Raw genomic sequence first — 18732 nt, forward strand, 5'->3', positions numbered from 1 at the left:
CGCGTGGGAACGCCGCCAGGGACGCTCCGCGTTCCGCTTCTGCAAGGTGACGCGGAGCCTCACGGGATGCATTACCACGCAGAGCGTGGGAACGAGCAAGTTGGGGGGCTGTGGAAGATCGTTCCTCACGCTCCGCGTGGGAACGATCGACATCAGTCACTCAGCAGACTCAACAATCGCTCACGCGCCACTTCCAACTCGCCGGAATCCGGTTGGGCCGCGGAGACAATCGGGGTGGAATAGAGAAACAGCAGCATCACCGCCAGACGCATCGCCATGGTGTCGATCCTTATCGGCAAAGGAGTCAATTTGTCAGCGTCAAATTTAAACACATGGCTAAGTGATATTACAGCTGGATTTTCCAGAAACGGCGAAGCCTGCGATCTTTTCTCTTGCACGTGGGGTCAGTGAAGATGAAAAGATCGCAGGCTTCAGTCGTTGCGCGCTATTTCAGTGTTGGGTCTTGTGGTCCAGCGCCGCATAGAAGTTGGCGCTTTGTTGCAGGTATTTCTCGGTGTAGCTCTGGGTGCGATTTTTCTTGTCGTTGATCTCGACGCTGGCACTGGCGGGCAGCGCCACGGTGGCAGAGATGGCGGAAGCGGCGATCACGGAGAAGAGATTCAGATTCATGGCGGTAGACCTCGGATTCAGTTGGCTGACTTGCCCGGTTGGGCCGTGAAGCAAACTTACGCGCCGAGGCGTCCTGCGTTGAAATGCTTTACATCACTTGCGAATATCAGTCTCGTTGATACAACGGCGCAGGCCCCGAAAAACGGGGCCTGTGGTCTATTGACGGACCATGAACTTCAAATCGCTGGGCGCATCCATCGGCATTTTCTGCACGGTTTTACCCAGCAGGCCGGTCTTCGGATCGCGCTCGATCACCACGATCTGGTTGCTCTTCTGGTTGGCAATCAGCAGGAATCTTCCACTCGGGTCGAGGCTGAATTCCCGCGGATGGTCGCCTTCGACCGAGCGCCGCTGCAGCTCTTTGAGCGTGCCAGCGGCCGGGTCGATAGCTAATACCAGCACTTCGTTGGTGGTGCCACGGTTGCTGACGTAGAGAAACTTGCCATCCCTGGACGCGTGCAGCGCAGCCGCCGCCCTGCCCGGCTGGGGTTTGCCGGCGGCCAGGTCGACCAGTTGACGCTGGGTCAATCGGCCGTCCTGATAGTCGAACACCGCCACTTGCGCGCTCATTTCCATGGTCAGCCAGGCGTGCTTGCCGTCAGCGCTGAACAGCAAGTGACGCGGGCCGCTGCCGGGTGGCAACTGCACGAAGGCTGGATCGGCAGCGGTCAACGGCAGCTCTGGATTGGCCTTGGGGTCGTAGCGGTAGATGTATACCTTGTCCGCCCCCAGGTCGTTGGCGAACACGTACTTGCCATCGGGCGAGGACACTGCGGCGTGGACGTGAGCCGACATCTGCCGCTCGGGGTTGACCTTGCTCGGCTGATGACTGCTCAACTGCACCACCGGCGCCAGCTTGCCATCGGCGCCCACCGGCACTACTGCCAGGGTGCCGCCTGGGTCTTCCACGACCGAATAGTTGCTGACCAGCAGGTATCGGCCATCACCGCTGAGGCTGGAATGGGTCGGCTCGTTGCCCAGGGACTGCACCTGATTGATCAGGCTCAGTTCATGGGTCTTCGGATCAATGGCGTAGCTGCTGACCTTGCCCACCGGGTCGTTCTGGCCCGGCCCGTTTTCGTTGACCACGAACAGACGGGTCATGTCCTTGGAAAGGGTCAGCCACGACGGGTTGTCTGTCTTGATCACTTGCAGCGGGTTGGCATCGAGCCGACCGGTGCGACTATCGAATTGCATCCGGTAGATGCCCTGGCTCTGGCCGGCGGTGTAGGAACCCACCAGCAGTTGATGGCGCTCATCGGTGCCTGCCTGGACGCCCATGGCGCCCAGGGTGCCGGCCATCAGCAACGGCCAGAGACTACGCATTTTCATCTTCGTCGTCCTCGTCGTGGCCGCTGGTAGCTTCCACGCACTCCAAGTGGTGGTCGCCCGAATCGCTGGTAATGACCCAGTGATTCAAGGCCTTGTCGAACGTCGCGGCCTGCATCTGCGCCGGCGTGAAGCGCCAGTGCTCGAGGGTGCGGCCGTTCATGCACTCGACGTGCAGTTGGTCCTGCTCATCGAGGGAAAAGTCGAACGCGTGCAACCCATCGATAATCAGCATGTCGCAGGATTCGAGGGCTTGCAGCAGGGGGGCGGTTACGGCAGTCATGGTGATCAGTCGGTCGTTGGGAAAGCATCCATGATAACCCAATGTGCCAGTGGACCTTGGGCCATCACTTCAGACGCGAGGTTGACTGGACAATCGCCATCGCGAGCAAGCTCGCGATGGCGGCAGTCCATCAAACCTCAATGCAACGGCCCCACCGCGATCAGAGCGCCTCGCGCCCCGGCACGCCATCCACCAACCGCAGAATCCCCAGCGGGTTGGCGTTTTTCAGCGGCTCCGGCAGCAGGCTGTCGGGATAGTTCTGGAAGCACACCGGGCGCAGGAAACGATCGATCGCCAAGGTGCCCACCGAGGTCCCCCGGGCATCGGAGGTCGCCGGGTAAGGCCCACCGTGAACCATCGAATCACACACTTCGACCCCGGTCGGATAACCGTTGAGCAGGATGCGGCCGACCTTCTGTTCCAGCAGCGGCGTCAATTCACTGAACCGTTCGAAATCCGCCGGCTCGCCGATCATCGTGGCCGTCAGTTGCCCGTGCAGGCCATGCAGCGCGGCGCTGAGTTGCGCCTGGTCCGCCACTTCGACAAACACCGTGGTCGGGCCGAACACTTCTTCCTGCAATGCTTCGTCACCGTTGATCAGCAGGCTGGCGTCAGCCTTGAACAACTGCGGCTGGGCCTGGTTGCCCTGCTGCTCGCGCCCAGCCAGGTGCTCGATGCCGGGATGAGCCAGCAATTTCTGCAGGCCCTTGCCGTAGCTTTGCAGCGTGCCGGCATTGAGCATGGTCTGGGGCGCCTGGTCACCGATCAGTGCGGCTACCTGCTGGGTGAAGGCAGTAAATTGCGGCGAACGAATGCCGATCACCAGGCCCGGGTTGGTACAGAACTGACCGCAGCCCTGCACCACCGAGGCGGTCAAGTCGCGCGCGACGCTCTCGGCGCGGGTCTCCAACGCTTGGGGCAAGACGATTACCGGGTTGATGCTCGACATCTCGGCAAACACCGGGATCGGCTGGGGCCGTGCGGCCGCCATGTCGCACAGGGCACGCCCGCCCTTGAGGGAACCGGTGAAACCCACGGCCTGGATCGCCGGATGCTTGACCAGCCACTCGCCAACGCCACCGCCGTAAATCATGTTGAACACACCCGCCGGCATCGCGGTCTTTTCAGCCGCGCGGATGATCGCATCGGCCACGTGCTCGGCGGTCGCCATGTGGCCGCTGTGGGCCTTGAACACCACCGGGCAACCGGCCGCCAGGGCCGACGCCGTATCGCCACCGGCGGTGGAAAACGCCAGGGGGAAGTTACTGGCGCCGAACACCGCCACCGGTCCCAGGCCGATGCGGTACTGACGCAGGTCCGGACGTGGCAACGGCGTGCGTTCCGGCAAGGCGCGGTCGATACGGGCACCGTAGAAATCGCCACGACGCAGAACCTTGGCGAACAGGCGCATCTGGCCGCTGGTGCGACCGCGCTCGCCCTGGATCCGTGCCGCCGGCAGCGCGGTTTCACGGCAGACCACGGCCACGAACGCATCGCCCAAGGCGTCCAGTTCATCGGCAATGGCCTCGAGGAACTCGGCCCGGCGCACCGCGCTCAGGCTCCGGTAAGCCGGATAAGCCGTAGCCGCAGCCTTGGCAGCGGCGTCGACTTCTTCGGCCGTGGCCTGGATGAAATCATGGGGCAAGGCCTCGCCGGTGCTGGCGTCGACGCTTTGCAGGCGAGTCTGGCCGGCCGCGCTGCGCGCCCCGCCGATGTAGTTGTGGCCAAGGATCTGGTTCATCGCAAGTCTCCTTTAAAGTGTGCCGATAGTACCCGGGTTGAACACCGCGTCTACCGGGGCAATGCCGTTGACCAGCGGCGCACCGAATTCAGCCTGGCTGATTTCGAACACATCCCCCGGCTGGGTGCGGATGCCGTCGGCGAACGACAGGGTCGCGGTGCCGAAGAAGTGAACGTGCACGTCCCCCGGCCGCAGGAACTGACTGTACTTGAAGTGATGGAACTCCAGGTTTTCGAGGCTGTGGCACATGTTCGCCTCGCCGCTGAGGAATTCGTTCTGCCACAGCACTTCGCCATTGCGCAGGATACGACTGGTCCCGGAAAGATGTTGAGGCAGTTCACCGACGCGAAGTTCCGGGCCAAAACTGCAACTGCGCAATTTCGAATGAGCCAGGTACAGGTAATTCTTGCGCTCCATCACGTGGTCGGAGAACTCGTTGCCCACGGCAAAGCCCAGGCGATAGGGCTTGCCGTCATGGCCGATGACATACAGGCCGCTGATTTCCGGCTCTTCGCCGGCGTCTTCAGCAAAGGGCGGCAGCGGGAACGGATGGCCCGGACGAACGACGATGCTGCCGTCGCCCTTGTAGAACCATTCCGGTTGCACGCCGGCCTGCCCAGCCTGGGGTTTACCGCCCTCCACGCCCCATTTGAAGATGCGCATGGTGTCGGTCATTGCGCTTTCGTCGCCGGCCTGCTGGTGCATCTTGTCCCGGGCCGAGGCGCTGCCCAAGTGGGTCAGGCCGGTGCCGCTGACCAGCAGGTGCGCCGGATCCGGGTGATCCAGCGGAGGCAGGATGCGCAGCTCGCTGAGCAACCGGGCGTAGTCATGGCCGACGCCCAGGCCCAGGCTATTGACCTGCTGCTCAAGCTTCACGCCCGCGTCGATGGCCGCCAGCGCCAGGTCGCGCACGGTGCGAGCGCCCTGCACTTCCCGCACCTGGTCGCCGTCGACCACACCGACGCGGCGTTCGCCGTTAGGCAATTCGAACTGAACTAAACGCATATCTTTCTCCTTGTAAGCAAAACTTGAATAGGCGTAGCAGGCTTTTGTGGCGAGGGGATTTATCCCCGCTGGGCTGCGAAGCAGCCCCCAAACAGCAACTCGGTGTGCCAGGAAGATTGAGTTCGCTACTTTAGGGCTGCTGCGCAGCCCAGCGGGGATAAATCCCCTCGCCACAAAAGCTCGCTCCCACAGTGACCTCAGGTACGCGTCGCTCCCCGGGCACTGGCCGCGAACTGATCCGCCGGCAGCACGTGCTTGCGCTCCAGCAACCGATACACCACCCCGGTCAACACCAGGCCGAACACCATCACACAGGACAGGAAATACAGCCCCGAAGCCAGGTTGCCGGTGTACTCCTTCAGCGCACCGATCACAAACGGGCCGATGTAGCCGCCCAGGTTGCCCACCGAGTTGATCAGCGCAATACCTGCCGCCGCACTGGCACCGGCAAAGAAACGCCCCGGCAAGGTCCAGAACACCGCGGTGCAGGAAAACAGCGCGAACGCCACCAGGCACAGCGCCGCCAGTTGTAGCACCGGCACCGACAGCCAGGCGCTGAGGAACAGGCCAATGGCGCCCAATACATAGAGCACGGCCAGATGACCGTAGCGATCGTTCAAGCGGTCTGAACTGCGGGGAATGATCAGCAAACCGATGATGCCGAAGATGTACGGCACCGACGACACGAAGCCGGTCACCAGGTCGCTGCCACCGAATTGCTTGATCAGCGTCGGCAGCCACAGGCCCAGGCCGTAGATGCTCAACGTGACAGGTAGGTAGAACAGCGCCAGCAGCAGGACCCGCTTGTCCTTCAGGGCGTGCAGCGGGTTGCCGTGGCGGGTCTGGCCGTATTCCTGCAAATCTTTTTTCAGCTCACCGGTCAGCCAGTCCTTCTCGGCCTGATCCATCCATTTCACTTGTTGCGGGCCGTCCGGCAAGTAACGCAGCACCGGCCAGGTCAACAGCACCGCCGGCAGGCCGATGACGATGAACAGCCACTGCCAGCCGTGCAGGCCAAGGATGCCGTCCATGCCCAGCAAGCCACCGGACACGGGGCCGGTGATCATCATCGCGATGGGTTGGGAAAGAATGAACAAGCCCAGGATCTTGCCGCGATGGCGCACCGGGAACCACTGGGTGATGTAGTACAGCACGCCCGGGAAGAACCCGGCTTCGGCCGCGCCGAGCAAAAAGCGCATCACATAGAAGCTATGCGGGCCTTGTACGAACGCCATGCCGATGGTGATGGCGCCCCACGTGATCATGATCCGGGCGAACCAGCGCCGGGCACCGAAACGCTCCAGCATCAGGTTACTGGGGATTTCCAGCAGGAAGTAGCCAATGAAAAACAGCCCGGCACCCAGGCCGTAGGCGGCGTCGCCGATACCAATGTCGGCGCCCATGTGCAGCTTGGCGAAGCCCACCGCGGAGCGGTCCACGTAGGCGATCAGGTACAGCAGGATCAGGAAGGGAATCAGTTTCAGCGTGATGCGACGAATAAGCCGCAATTCCTGGCTCATGGGACCGGTCTCCGATTGTTGTTGTTATGGAACCTCGGGGGACTTCTCTCGCGAATGACCGCCAGGACAATCCCTCCATTGACTCGGACTATATAGTAATACTATTTACCCAACAACACTTCCAAAGCGCGCAATTTGCGCTTATGTTACGCTCAAGCTCGAACAATATAGTCATACAATAAGAGAATCGATCATGTCTGATAAGAAACCCTCCCTGCGCTCGGCCCAATGGTTTGGCACCGCCGACAAAAACGGCTTCATGTACCGCAGCTGGATGAAAAATCAGGGCATCGCCGACCATCAGTTCCACGGCAAGCCGATCATCGGCATCTGCAACACTTGGTCAGAGCTGACGCCGTGCAACGCGCACTTCCGGCAGATCGCCGAGCACGTCAAGCGCGGCGTGATCGAGGCCGGGGGCTTCCCGGTGGAATTCCCGGTGTTCTCCAACGGCGAATCGAACCTGCGCCCCACCGCCATGCTGACCCGCAACCTGGCGAGCATGGACGTCGAAGAGGCGATTCGCGGCAACCCGATTGACGGCGTCGTGCTGCTCACCGGTTGCGACAAAACCACCCCCGCCCTGCTGATGGGCGCCGCCAGTTGCGACGTGCCGGCCATCGTCGTCACCGGCGGGCCGATGCTCAATGGCAAGCACAAAGGCCAGGACATCGGGTCGGGCACCGTGGTCTGGCAATTGAGTGAGCAGGTCAAGGCCGGCACCATCACCATCGACGACTTCCTCGCGGCCGAGGGTGGCATGTCCCGCTCGGCTGGCACCTGCAACACCATGGGCACCGCCTCGACCATGGCTTGCATGGCCGAAGCCCTCGGCACGTCGCTGCCGCACAACGCGGCCATTCCGGCGGTGGATGCACGGCGTTATGTGCTGGCCCATATGTCCGGCATGCGCGCCGTCGAGATGGTCCGCGAAGACCTCAAGCTGTCGAAAATCCTGACCAAGGAAGCCTTCGAAAACGCCATCCGGGTCAACGCGGCCATCGGCGGCTCCACCAACGCGGTGATCCATCTCAAGGCCATCGCCGGACGCATCGGCGTGCAACTGGACCTGGACGACTGGACCCGCATCGGTCGCGGCATGCCAACCATTGTCGACCTGCAGCCATCCGGGCGCTTTTTGATGGAAGAGTTCTACTATGCCGGTGGCCTGCCCGCCGTGCTGCGGCGTCTCGGCGAAGCCAACCTGATCCCCCACCCGAATGCCCTGACCGTCAACGGCAAGAGCATCGGTGAGAACACCAAGGACGCACCGATCTACGGCCAAGACGAAGTCATCCGCACCCTGGACAACCCGATCCGCGCCGACGGCGGCATCTGCGTGCTGCGCGGCAACCTGGCGCCATTGGGGGCGGTGCTCAAGCCGTCCGCCGCCACTGCCGAACTGATGCAGCATCGCGGTCGCGCGGTGGTGTTCGAGAACTTCGACGAGTACAAGGCCCGGATCAACGATCCGGAACTGGACGTGGACGCCAGCTCGATCCTGGTGATGAAAAACTGCGGGCCCAAGGGTTATCCGGGCATGGCCGAAGTCGGCAACATGGGGCTGCCGGCCAAATTGCTGGCCCAGGGTGTGACGGATATGGTGCGGATTTCCGATGCGCGCATGAGCGGCACCGCCTACGGCACCGTGGTCTTGCACGTGGCGCCGGAAGCCGCCGCCGGCGGGCCTCTGGCCGCGGTGAAGGAAGGTGACTGGATCGAGCTCGACTGCGCCAGCGGGCGCCTGCACCTGGACATCCCGGACGCCGAACTCGCCGCCCGCCTGGCCGACATCGTCCCCCCGCAGCAACTGTTGGTGGGCGGCTACCGCCAGTTGTACATCGACCATGTGTTGCAGGCCGACCAGGGCTGTGACTTCGACTTCCTGGTCGGTTGCCGCGGGGCCGAAGTACCACGCCACTCCCACTGACCCATCCATCCCCCTGCGGGAGCGAGCTTTTGTGGGAGCTGAGCGTGCTCGCGATAGCGGTGTAACAGACAACATCCAATTGGCTATCACACCGACTGTGGCGAGGGAGCTTGCTCCCTCGCCACAAGGTAACCATGTTCCCGGACCAAACAGGTCACCAGGCCCAAGGGTTTGGCCTGATGAATATCCGCCGCGCCTGCTATCATGCGCAGCACCCCCTCGCACAGGATCGCGCCGCATCCCATGGATTACCGTAAACCCTCCGACCGCAAGAGCATGCACGCGCGCATCGTCCAGGAACTGGGCATGCAGATCGTTTCCGGGCGCTTCAAACCGGACGATAAACTGCCCGCCGAAGCCTTGTTGTGCGAAGAGTACGCGGTCAGCCGTCCGGTGCTGCGTGAAGCCACCCGCGTGCTGGTCGCCAAGGGCCTGGTGTATTCGCGCCCGCGGGTCGGCACGGTGGTCAAGCCTCGGCGGGAATGGCACATGCTCGACCCGGATGTCCTGCACTGGCTGATGCAGAGCAGCCCGCAAAACGAATTCTTCAACCTGCTGACCAGCGTGCGCAGCATCATCGAGCCAGCCGCCGCCGCCCTCGCCGCCCAGTTCGCCAACGAGGACGACATTGCTTCCATCCGCGAGGCCTACCAGCGCATGGAAGCGGCCCCGACCCCCGAGGCCGTGCTGCAACCGGACCTGGATTTCCACAGCCGCATCGCCGACGCCACCCACAACGACCTGCTCGCCAACCTGTGCAACATGTTGTCGGTCGCCATCGCCGAAGCGCTCAAGCATTCCAACCAGCGGCCTAACCTGCATGAGCTGGCGATGCCACGGCACAAGGCGATCCTCACCGCCATCGAAAACCGCGATGCCCTCGGTGCGCGCCATGCCACCCTGGTGCAACTGGACGATGCCCGCAGTGCCCTGAATGTGGTATTGGGCGCCGATCCCGCCTGATACCCATACCCTGGCCCGTCCGTGGCCTGGCACACATTCCAGCCGCCGCGGCGGTATCTATATACCGCCCGCGCGAGCCCAGAGGTCGATACTTTTCCGGCGTCATTTCCAACGCCCCATGAAAAGGATTTCTCATGAGCTCATCCTCCCCGGCTGACAGCCCTTCTGCGCTTGCACAAAGCGTCAGCCTGCAATTTTCCAGTCGTCCGACCTTCGAGCAGTTCGCACAACGCATGCTTGAACAAGCCATCCAGGAAAAGTACCCCACGCTGGTCTTCGATCTTTCCAAGACTCGATTGGCGACGCCCGATGCGGCCTCTCGCGGCTACTTGCTTGAACCCTTCATGCCTCGCGTCCTCGATTACCTGGCGCTGGGCACCCCCGTGGCGTTCGAGGATCGCAATGGGCGTCGCAGTTTCCTGTCCGACTCGCCACCGCGCCTTCTTGCGCCAGATGACGGGAAACTGGAAATGAAGGTCATTGAAAAGCTGCTGCTCGAATTGCCCTGGACCGTACCCATCGGGCTGGAGGACGCGCTGACTCGCTATTGGAACGCCAACATCGACACCGGCCCGCAGGACGACAAGCAGGACGGCACCAGCCGTTGGCAGTGGCTCAGCGAGGTACTGCGCAACCTTGCGCAGATCCGCAGCCTGCAACAACAGGACCTCACTGGGCAGGCCCGGGAAGCCCTGGGCCAGATTGTCCAATGGCCCGATCGGGAACAACGCTTTCGGCGCCACGGCCAATCGTCCGTCTATGCCTACAGCCTGGAGACCCGACTCACTCGGGACGGCTCCAGCAGTCTGTTGACCAGCAGCGACATCCTGTTGATCCAGTGCAAGAACAACGCGACGCTCTGGCTGCTTTGCAGCCCTGCGGGTGCGGTCCAGGTCTTTGACTCCCTGGAAGCATTCACTCAGCACTGGGGCACGCTGATCGCCAGCCAGTACATCGTCGACAGCGTCACCTGCCAGCGTAACGAGATCAGTGGCAACGCCTTCGAGACCCAGGCGGCCCTCATCCTGGAGCAGCAACTGGCCGACCTGCAGGCCGTGCAGTTGCCCGCGCGCATTGGCCTGCCCGACCTCCAGGCGCTCTATAACGAGTTGAGCGACCCTGCCCGCTATCTGCTCGACGCACCGCGCCCGATGCCGCTAACGTCGGCGCGGATCGCGCCCCTGATCCCCGACTGGTTGAAACAGGCGTCGGTCCTCGACAGGACGAAAATCCAGCAATACAGCCTCGCCTTGGCCAGCGCCAAGAAACGCAACCAAGGGCGCACCTTTCTCAGCGACATCCAGGATATCAAGGCCTTTGCCGCCGACGCCTTGCTCAAGAGCCTGCAACAAGCCAACGACAGCAGTCCGGCGAAGGCGCAAGCCAACCAATACCAGCCCGACGATGTGGAGCTGACCTTCAGCGCGGCGGCGGGCTATCCCGGAACCATCGGCATCGTCGAAAAAAGAACGATGAGCCTGACCGAACTGGCGATCAACAACCTCGTCGCCCGACCTGGCGTGGATCCGGTGCTCACTCATCGCCGGGGCCTGGCGCTGCCGGTGTGGCTGACGGCGGACTTCATCACCCGCAAGGGCGGCTTGATCGAACAGGTGGATATCGGCACGAGCTACCCACGCTACCTGCAACAAAACCTGCTGGACGATGGGCCTCGAACCCACGAGCGCCAGCGCATGTTTGCCGAAGAGATGCCCGCCCAGTTGCCGCTGGACGCCCTCAAGCAGATGCTCAACCAGGAAAACGGCATGACCCGCCAAGGCCTGGCGCTGATCGAAGCCCTCCTCAAGCCCGACGCCGATGAGCAGCGGGTCGCAGGCCGCCCCGTTGTCATTCGCCACCTGGCGTTCCTGCGCAAGCCCGAAGCCCACCCCGATACCGTGACGAACATGTTCATCATCGAACCGGAGGACGTCGCGACGGGCCCGCATGTGCTGTATCGCCCGCTCTATACGCCTTCGCTGCAGCAATATCCGACGCGCCAGGCCTTGCTGCAAGCCATCGTCGTCCCCGGAGACCTGCAGCAGAGTGTCCTGGCCTGGATGTCCGACGCCGCCCGCCCGATCTATGCCAATGGCGGCTTCCAGGAGCCCCATATCGTGCGCTTCTACCAGGGCGATGAATTCAGCCTGCCTGAGAAGCCAGCCCCGGCCACCCTGGCGGTCGACAGTGTCAACGACGAGCTGCGCCAGTTCCTGCGCAACGGCGAGCTGATGCAATACCTCTATGGCAGCAACGCGCGGGCCCTGGTCACCCAGGCCGACCGGGATTCGGTTTCCAACAGCGAAAGTCGCTGGGCCGTTCTGCTGCATGGCGGCAGCCTGCTGTTCAACACGCTGCTCTTGCCCTTGCTACGCGGTCCAGCCATGGCCACGGCCTGGCTATGGAACCTGATGGCCAGCGCCAGTCAGGACATTCCGTCGCTGAGCAGCGAAGACTCGGTGACGCGAGAACTCGCCGCCGTCGATCTGTTGCTCAACCTCGGCATGCTCCTGCTTCAATTCCCCTCCATCAGTGCACCGCCTCATGCCCCCTTGCCCGAAACGCTCAAGGAACAGGCGATGCGCCCTCCCGCGCCGCGCATCATCCCGGAGCAGTGGCCCGCACCCGCGCCACCGAGCATTCATGAAGGGGCGGTGACCTTGCCAGGGGAACGCTTTGGGGACAGCGGCGCAAACCTTGACCTCAGTTTCGCCAGCGCCCGCCGCCGGCTGACAGCGGAGCAGCTCGCCCGCCTGCAGCGCTTTCAGGTAAGCCGCCCGGCGTCCCTGCCCGAGCCGACAAAATACGGCCCCTACACGGGCCTGTACGTCATCCGGAACACCTGGCACGCCCTGGTGGATGGAAAAATGTATCAGGTGACCCCGGAATCGGACGGCAGCGCGATCATCGTCAACCCGCTCGCCCCGCGGGATCCGGCCCAGAACGGTCCCGTATTGCAAGCGGATGCCCGCGGCAACTGGTCCATCGACCTGCGTCTGCGCCTGCGTGGGGGCATGCCGCCCAAGCGCCTGGCCAAACTGCGGGACCTCAAGGCCCAACGCGCGGCCGAACTGAGCGAGCTGCTGAAGAGTTATTACAAGGACGAGGCCGATCGGCAACGCGCCATCGACACTGCCCAGGAAGTCATGACCAGGACCCAGGCAGGCAACTTTACCGAGGCGCAACGCGCGGACAAGCGGGCGCGGTTCTACAAGCTGCTTGAGGAGCAGACTGACACTTATCTAAAGCTGCTGGACAACGTCACCGAATACGCCAGCCACGATATGCAATTACCCCCCGGCATCATTCGGGCCTTGATGGAGAACGTGGTCAACAACGCCCGCAAGGGCTTCCTGATCAACGAATTCGAGCTGACGGCGCTGGATGCCGCCTATGGCCAATTCACGCAAGATTATTCGACCCTGCAAGCGAATGTCGCTGGCAACGTTCTCGACTATTTCAACTACCTTGATGCCTTGAGTGACATCAACGATCGCTCGATCTATTGGCTGGAACTCAGGGATCGCTATCTGGAAGCGCTGTTGAACCTGGATGCCGCCGGCGCGCAAGTGTTCGAACGCCTGACCCGGGACCGTCCATTGGGTGAACGAACGGCCTTGGCTACCAAGACCCTGCAGGTGCCCACACTGGCGGCGCTGGTGTTCAAGGATCGCGATTCCGACCTTCCCGAGAACCTGCACAGTATCACCAAGTTGTTGATGGAACAGGCGCGCTCCCAATCCGACCTGAGCACCTACGAGCTGACCTCATCGGAACAGATTGAAGTTCTGGAAAGCCTGGTCGAACACTATGGCGCGGCGCTTGATGCCATGCAGGGCATAAAAGCCCTCAATGCCGCTGACATGGACACGTCCTATTTCGGCAGGCTGTTCCGGCTGGTCGAGGGCCTTTATGAAGAAGCGTCCGCGAAGCTCGCCGCCGAGATCAAGCCCGAGCCGGAGCCACGCAAGCGTCCGCCGAAACGCAGCCGGACAGCTGCCGGACGTCCACAGAAAAAGGTGATCAAGACGCGCAAGGGTGGGGTGCTGATTGGTGACCTGAAACCGGCCGGCACCAGCTTGCCAATTGAGGTTGTCGAACTGCGTTCCGAGGTCGGCGATCAATTGATAGCCACGTATTCGCAACATGAAGAAGTCTGGGACCTCGTCGAGGTCCAACGACCGGCCCCGGCACCCCGCACACGCTCGGTCAAAGCGATCAAGGCCGATGCACGAAAGCTGCTCGGGCAACTGGACAGCAGTCTGGCGAACGCCGAGCGCTATAAAACCCAGTGCCGCTTCCCTCAGGAAATCGAGGAAATCCTGAGCAATGAGGCGAGCCGCTACCGCAAACTGTCCGAAGAACTCGAACGAGCCTTCACGGCCTCGAAAAACCCGCGCACCGCAGCCGACCAGACACTGACCGAGCAGCTGTCAAACGCTGTTTCGCGCCTGACCACCCGGGGCAGCGAGCTGCGTACCGAATTGAGCCTGAAACTGCCCCCCACCGACAGCAACCTTCGCTACCTGTTCGAGAAAAACCTGGTGCAAGTCGCGAGGCTCGGCGAACGCATAGCCTTGAAAGGCGAGCGCAAGGATTTTCTCCAGGAATACGCCATCAATGACCGGGACGGTTGGCCCCTCTGGTACGCGCATTTTCATTACGAAACCGCCGACACACCAAAGGCCGACTTTAGCGTGGCGCATTTGAAAACCAAGGAACAGCGCAAGGAGCACTACCATTCAATGCTGGCCAAGGCGAAAAGCCCTTACGCGGTGGTGAATGTGCATCGAGGACAGATCGGCAGGCCGTTGGCACAAAGCAAGTTCCTGCCGCTGGCGCCTTGATCGTGGTGAAAGAGCAAAACGCTGGTCACTTGAGACCTGTGGCTCGAACTAAGCCCATAGCCAAACACAAAACCCGTGGCGAGGGAGCTTGCTCCCTCGCCACATGAGCCCGGACTGAGGACTTCTTGTGGCGAGGGGATTTATCCCCGTTGGGCTGCGCAGCAGCCCCAAAAAGCCTGGAGGCGATCAGCCTGATACAACGAGGTGGCTGGTTTGGGGGCCGCTTCGCAGCCCAGCGGGGATAAATCCCCTCGCCACAGGTTCGTGGTTGGTAAAGTGGCTCGAACGGCCTGATTCACCCAGCCCATCGCCAAACACACCCCCCCGTGGCGAGGGAGCTTGCTCCCTCGCCACATGAGCCCGGACTGAGGACTTCTTGTGGCGAGGGGATTTATCCCCGTTGGGCTGCGCAGCAGTCCTAATAAAGGCTGGAGACGATCAACCTGATATACCGAGGTGCCTGGTTTGGGGCTGCTTCATCGCAGCCCAGCGGGGATAAATCCCCTCGCCACAGAACATCCCAGGCTCCCTTGAGTGGATGATCGTTCCCACGCTCCCGCGTGGGAATGCCGCCACGGACGCTCCGCGTTCCGCTTCAGGAAGTGACGCAGAGCGTCACGGGATGCATTCCCACGCGGAGCGTGGGGACGATCAAATTCAGCCGGCAGTCAGTGCGCAAACAACGAATTGCCCTTCTGCCCCGCCAGTTTCTCCGGCTTGATCAGGAAGCGTGCCAGCGCCGGCAGCAGCCACAGTGCACCGAACATGTTCCACAGCAGCATGAACGTCAGCATCAACCCCATGTCCGCCTGGAACTTGATGGCCGAGAAGATCCAGGTGCACACACCGATGGCCAGGCACAAACCGGTGAACAGCACCGCCTTGCCGGTGGATTTCAGTGTCTGGTAGTAAGCCTCCTGCAACGGCAACCCGGCCCGCAGGAAACTTTCCAGGCGGCTGTAGATGTAGATGCCGTAGTCCACGCCGATGCCCACGCCCAGTGCCACCACTGGCAAGGTCGCGACCTTCACGCCGATGCCCATGAATGCCATCAGGGCGTTGCCCAGCACCGAGGTCAGCACCAGCGGCAACACGATGCACAACGTCGCCGCCCAGGAACGGAAGGTGATCATGCACATGGTCGCCACGCAGATGTACACCAGGACCAGGATAGTCAGTTCAGACGCCTTGATCACTTCATTGGTGGCCGCTTCAATACCAGCGTTACCGGCGGCAAGGATGAACTCCAGACCGTCGCGGTTGTTTTCCTTGGCGAAGTCCTGCACCGCCTTCACCGCCCGGTCCAACGTCTCGGCCTTGTGGTCGTTGAGGAACACCAGCACCGGCGCCAGCGAGCAGCTGTTGTTGTACAGGCCATCGGCCCGGGCAATGGAGTTGTTCAGCACGTCAGGGTTGCGCGACAGGGTCTCCCATTTCAGGTTGCCCTCGTTCATGCCCTTGATCATTTGCTTGGACACGGTCACCAGGGAAATCGCCGACTGCACGCCCTCGGTGTTCTGCATCTTCCACATCAACTCATCGATGGGGGCCATGGCTTCATAGCGCGAGCAGCCTTCGGCCTTGGTCTTGACCATCACCACCAGCACGTCGGAGCTGGTGGAGTAATTGCTGATGATGAAGTTGTTGTCCTGGTTGTAGCGCGAGTCCGGACGCAGTTCCGGCGCCCCCTGGTCCAGGTCGCCGATCTTCAGGTTCTGGCTGTACCAGAGGCCACCGCCAAAGGCGATCACGGCCAGGGCAATGGACACCGGCGCGACCTTGGCACTGGCGAAGTTGGACAGCATGCGCCAGAACGGATGCTCACGGGTCGCGTCTTTCTTGCTGCGCTCGACCGCTCGCTTGCTGATGCCGGCGTAGGAGATCGCCACCGGCAGCAGGATCAGGTTGGTGAACACAATCACCGCCACGCCGATGGAGGCGCCAATGGCCAGTTCGCGGATCACGCCGATGTCGATGATCAGCAAGGTGATGAAGCCGACGGCGTCCGCCAGGATGGCGATCATTCCCGGCAGGAACAATTGCCGGAAGGTGCGCCGCGCCGCTGTCAGGGCGTTGTCCGCCTCGCTGGACTGCAAGGCGATGCCGTTGATTTTCTGCACCCCATGGGAAATGCCGATGGCGAAGATCAGGAACGGCACCAGCATCGAATACGGATCCAGGCCGAAACCGGCCGCATGCATCAGCCCCAGTTGCCAGACCACGGCCACCAGGGTGGTGGTCAACACCGCAACGGTACTGCGCATGCAGTTGGTGAACCAGTAAAGCAGGATCAGGGTGATGACGAAGGCCACGCCGAAGAACAGCACCACCATGACCAGGCCGTCAATCAGGTCGCCGACTTTCTTGGCGAAACCAACGATATGGATCTGCACGTTGGGGTTCTGGGCTTCGAACTTGTTGCGGATCTTGTCTTCAAGCTCGTGGGAAAATTTCCGGTAGTCGAGGGCGAGCAATTTGCCCTGGTCCTGCGGGTCGGGATAGGACTCCAGCAGCGGGATGTCGATGATGCTCGACTTGAAATCGTTGGCCACCAGGCGCCCGACCTGGCCGGACTTGAGCACATTGTTGCGCAGCAGGTCGAGGCTGTCGGCCGAACCGTTATAGCTCTGGGGAATCACCTCACCGCCGGCGAAGCCCTCCTCCGTCACTTCGGTCCAGCGCACGCTTGGGCTCCACAACGACTTCAGTCCGGAACGGTCGACGCCGGAGATGTAGAAGACTTCGTCATGGATCTGGCGCAGGGTCTCCATGTATTCCTTGGAGAAAATATCGCCATTGGTGGCCTCCACGGAAATGCGCACCGTGTTGCCCAGGTTCGCCAGGTCATTGCGGTGCTCGAGCATCTTCTGGATGAAGGGGTGCTCGAGGGGGATCATTTTTTCGAAACTGGTGGACGGCCGGATCAGCGTGGCCTGCCAGAACAGGAAAATGCTGACCAGCAGGCAAATGATGATCACTGCCGGGCGGTTGTTGAAAATCAGGCGCTCGAGGAACGTCGCCTTGTCTTGGTGATGACTGCTCATGGGGTCCGCCTTCTTGTTTTTATGCCCGTCTTGCAGGCGTGACTCATTTGCTCAGTTCGGCGCCGGTGGACGTGGTGGTACGTACGCCCCCTTGTCCCGCCAGGATCAGGTTGCCGTTGCCGGCGGTCGTGACGGCTGCCACGGAAATTCGATCCGGACGATTGAACACGCTGAAGCTCTCGCCGTCGTCGATACTGCGCACGACGCTGCCGCCGTTGCCGACAATCACGATGGAACCGTCCGCCAGCAGCGTGGCGCCTGACAGGCCGAACTCCAGGGCACCGCGCGCGGCCTTGAGCTCGATCTGATCCCAAGTGCCGCCGAAGTCAGTGGAACGATAAAGGTTGCCGCGCAAGCCATAGGCCAGCAGCGTCGAAGGCTGGGCGGTGCCGATGACCCCGAACAGCGAGCCTTCATAAGGGCCTTCGACCTTTTCCCAGGTCTGGCCCCAGTCGGCGGAGCGGAACATGCTGCCAGCCTCGCCGACAATGAACAGCCCGGCATCTTTCACGGCGGCTATCGCATTGAGGTGGAACTGGTCTTCGTTTTCGAGGCGGTCGCTGGCGTCTTCCCAGTGCTTGCCGCCGTCGGTGGTTTCCAGCAGTGCGCCGTAGGCACCCACGGCGAAACCGTTGCTGGCATCCTTGAACCAGACGTCCAGCAGGGGTGCTTCGCGGGTAAGGTCTTCGAATTGCTTGGTCCAGGTGCTGCCACTGTCATCGCTGGCGAGGATCTGCGCGTCGTGCCCCACGGCCCAGCCGTGTTTGTCATCGACGAAAAATACCGCCGTGAGCAGTTGACGAGTCGGCACCTTGGCCTGGGTCCAGGACTTGCCCTGGTCGTCTGAATAGACAATGTGCCCCCGATCACCGACCGCCACCAGGCGCTGGCCGGCGTGGACCACATCGAGCATCAGGGTTTTGCTGGCCTTGGCCGATTCGACGGAATAGATGACATCGGACGTCGACGCCGCAACAGCCATCACCGGCGCCGACAACACCGCAGAGCCCAGCAGCGAGAGCGCCGAAGCCAGCAACGCCACTCTGCGCAGCATCGGCGGCCGGCTGCGGCCCACAGCCATGACAGGCTCATTCATAGACCTTTCCCCCATTATTATTGTTAGGTCATTCAACCTTTCAGGGCGCCGTAAGCAGGCTCTGGAAGGTTACCAGTCCTGGAGCATAGTCCTGAAACCTGCAATCTAGAGCCACTTCGGAAGCTGACCTATCCTATCGGGCTTTCGAAAGGTCTGACAATCGACGCCGCGTTATCTTTTGTTAACCAGGAGGCTTGGCGCTGGGGGTGAATAGCGGGGTATTCGGTGGGGTGATGGCGGACTATTGAATTTGCGGTGTTTGTTTGATCGTTCCCACGCTGCGTGGGAATGCATCCCGTGACGCTCTGCGTCACCTTGCAGAAGCGGAACGCGGAGCGTCCCTG

12 protein-coding genes are annotated in these 18732 nt (G+C 61.9%); 3 read left to right on the forward strand and 9 right to left on the reverse strand.

Annotated elements, in window-relative coordinates:
* Window positions 1-152: 152 nt before the first annotated feature.
* The 7 genes from BT116_RS31385 to BT116_RS07380 all read right to left on the reverse strand — a co-directional run bounded on the left by BT116_RS31385 (window position 153) and on the right by BT116_RS07380 (window position 6508).
* Window positions 153-278 carry a hypothetical protein gene (locus tag BT116_RS31385; RefSeq protein WP_003180680.1) on the reverse strand — a complete coding sequence of 42 codons (126 nt, stop codon included), beginning with the start codon at window positions 276-278 and terminating at the stop codon, window positions 153-155.
* A 172-nt stretch (window positions 279-450) separates the two neighbouring features.
* Window positions 451-630, reverse strand: a complete 180-nt coding sequence (locus tag BT116_RS07355; RefSeq protein ID WP_072341712.1) for a hypothetical protein — start codon at window positions 628-630, stop codon at window positions 451-453.
* Window positions 631-786: 156 nt separating this feature from the next.
* Window positions 787-1962 carry a lactonase family protein gene (locus BT116_RS07360; RefSeq protein WP_072341715.1) on the reverse strand — a complete coding sequence of 392 codons (1176 nt, stop codon included), beginning with the start codon at window positions 1960-1962 and terminating at the stop codon, window positions 787-789.
* Window positions 1949-2242 (reverse strand): DUF5629 family protein, encoded by a 294-nt coding sequence (locus BT116_RS07365; protein WP_072341718.1) that lies wholly within the window; start codon window positions 2240-2242, stop codon window positions 1949-1951. The genes BT116_RS07360 and BT116_RS07365 overlap by 14 nt, the downstream gene beginning before the upstream one ends.
* A gap of 160 nt (window positions 2243-2402) precedes the next feature.
* Entirely contained in the window at window positions 2403-3983 is a 1581-nt protein-coding gene (locus tag BT116_RS07370) for an aldehyde dehydrogenase (NADP(+)) (protein ID WP_072341721.1), read from the reverse strand.
* 12 nt (window positions 3984-3995) lie between these two features.
* Entirely contained in the window at window positions 3996-4988 is a 993-nt protein-coding gene (gene araD1 / locus BT116_RS07375) for an AraD1 family protein (RefSeq protein WP_072341724.1), read from the reverse strand.
* A gap of 197 nt (window positions 4989-5185) precedes the next feature.
* Window positions 5186-6508 (reverse strand): MFS transporter, encoded by a 1323-nt coding sequence (locus BT116_RS07380; protein WP_072341728.1) that lies wholly within the window; start codon window positions 6506-6508, stop codon window positions 5186-5188.
* Window positions 6509-6701: 193 nt separating this feature from the next.
* On the opposite strand from BT116_RS07380, the gene BT116_RS07385 reads away from it, so the two are divergent.
* The 3 genes from BT116_RS07385 to BT116_RS07395 all read left to right on the forward strand — a co-directional run bounded on the left by BT116_RS07385 (window position 6702) and on the right by BT116_RS07395 (window position 14248).
* Window positions 6702-8438, forward strand: coding sequence for an IlvD/Edd family dehydratase (locus BT116_RS07385; RefSeq protein ID WP_072341734.1), 1737 nt, complete (start codon window positions 6702-6704; stop codon window positions 8436-8438).
* Window positions 8439-8681: 243 nt separating this feature from the next.
* Window positions 8682-9401, forward strand: a complete 720-nt coding sequence (locus BT116_RS07390) for a FadR/GntR family transcriptional regulator (protein WP_170845914.1) — start codon at window positions 8682-8684, stop codon at window positions 9399-9401.
* A gap of 134 nt (window positions 9402-9535) precedes the next feature.
* Window positions 9536-14248 carry a dermonecrotic toxin domain-containing protein gene (locus BT116_RS07395; RefSeq protein ID WP_072341739.1) on the forward strand — a complete coding sequence of 1571 codons (4713 nt, stop codon included), beginning with the start codon at window positions 9536-9538 and terminating at the stop codon, window positions 14246-14248.
* 668 nt (window positions 14249-14916) lie between these two features.
* On the opposite strand, the gene BT116_RS07400 is transcribed toward BT116_RS07395, so the two are convergent.
* Both BT116_RS07400 and BT116_RS07405 read right to left on the reverse strand, forming a co-directional pair.
* Window positions 14917-17292 (reverse strand): efflux RND transporter permease subunit, encoded by a 2376-nt coding sequence (locus BT116_RS07400; protein ID WP_072341740.1) that lies wholly within the window; start codon window positions 17290-17292, stop codon window positions 14917-14919.
* Window positions 17293-17335: 43 nt separating this feature from the next.
* Window positions 17336-18388 (reverse strand): WD40/YVTN/BNR-like repeat-containing protein, encoded by a 1053-nt coding sequence (locus tag BT116_RS07405; RefSeq protein WP_072341743.1) that lies wholly within the window; start codon window positions 18386-18388, stop codon window positions 17336-17338.
* Between the last annotated feature and the right edge of the window lie 344 nt (window positions 18389-18732).

Origin of the sequence: Pseudomonas sp. NFACC16-2 (assembly GCF_900119205.1) — a bacterium.
GTDB classification, from domain to species: Bacteria; Pseudomonadota; Gammaproteobacteria; order Pseudomonadales; family Pseudomonadaceae; genus Aquipseudomonas; species Aquipseudomonas fluorescens_Q.

Coding starts and splice junctions, on each gene's coding strand:
- BT116_RS31385 (WP_003180680.1), bottom strand. CDS start 278: ATGGCGATGCGTCTGGCGGTGATGCTGCTGTTTCTCTATTCCACCCCG.
- BT116_RS07355 (WP_072341712.1), bottom strand. CDS start 630: ATGAATCTGAATCTCTTCTCCGTGATCGCCGCTTCCGCCATCTCTGCC.
- BT116_RS07360 (WP_072341715.1), bottom strand. CDS start 1,962: ATGAAAATGCGTAGTCTCTGGCCGTTGCTGATGGCCGGCACCCTGGGC.
- BT116_RS07365 (WP_072341718.1), bottom strand. CDS start 2,242: ATGACTGCCGTAACCGCCCCCCTGCTGCAAGCCCTCGAATCCTGCGAC.
- BT116_RS07370 (WP_072341721.1), bottom strand. CDS start 3,983: ATGAACCAGATCCTTGGCCACAACTACATCGGCGGGGCGCGCAGCGCG.
- araD1 (WP_072341724.1), bottom strand. CDS start 4,988: ATGCGTTTAGTTCAGTTCGAATTGCCTAACGGCGAACGCCGCGTCGGT.
- BT116_RS07380 (WP_072341728.1), bottom strand. CDS start 6,508: ATGAGCCAGGAATTGCGGCTTATTCGTCGCATCACGCTGAAACTGATT.
- BT116_RS07385 (WP_072341734.1), top strand. CDS start 6,702: ATGTCTGATAAGAAACCCTCCCTGCGCTCGGCCCAATGGTTTGGCACC.
- BT116_RS07390 (WP_170845914.1), top strand. CDS start 8,682: ATGGATTACCGTAAACCCTCCGACCGCAAGAGCATGCACGCGCGCATC.
- BT116_RS07395 (WP_072341739.1), top strand. CDS start 9,536: ATGAGCTCATCCTCCCCGGCTGACAGCCCTTCTGCGCTTGCACAAAGC.
- BT116_RS07400 (WP_072341740.1), bottom strand. CDS start 17,292: ATGAGCAGTCATCACCAAGACAAGGCGACGTTCCTCGAGCGCCTGATT.
- BT116_RS07405 (WP_072341743.1), bottom strand. CDS start 18,388: ATGAATGAGCCTGTCATGGCTGTGGGCCGCAGCCGGCCGCCGATGCTG.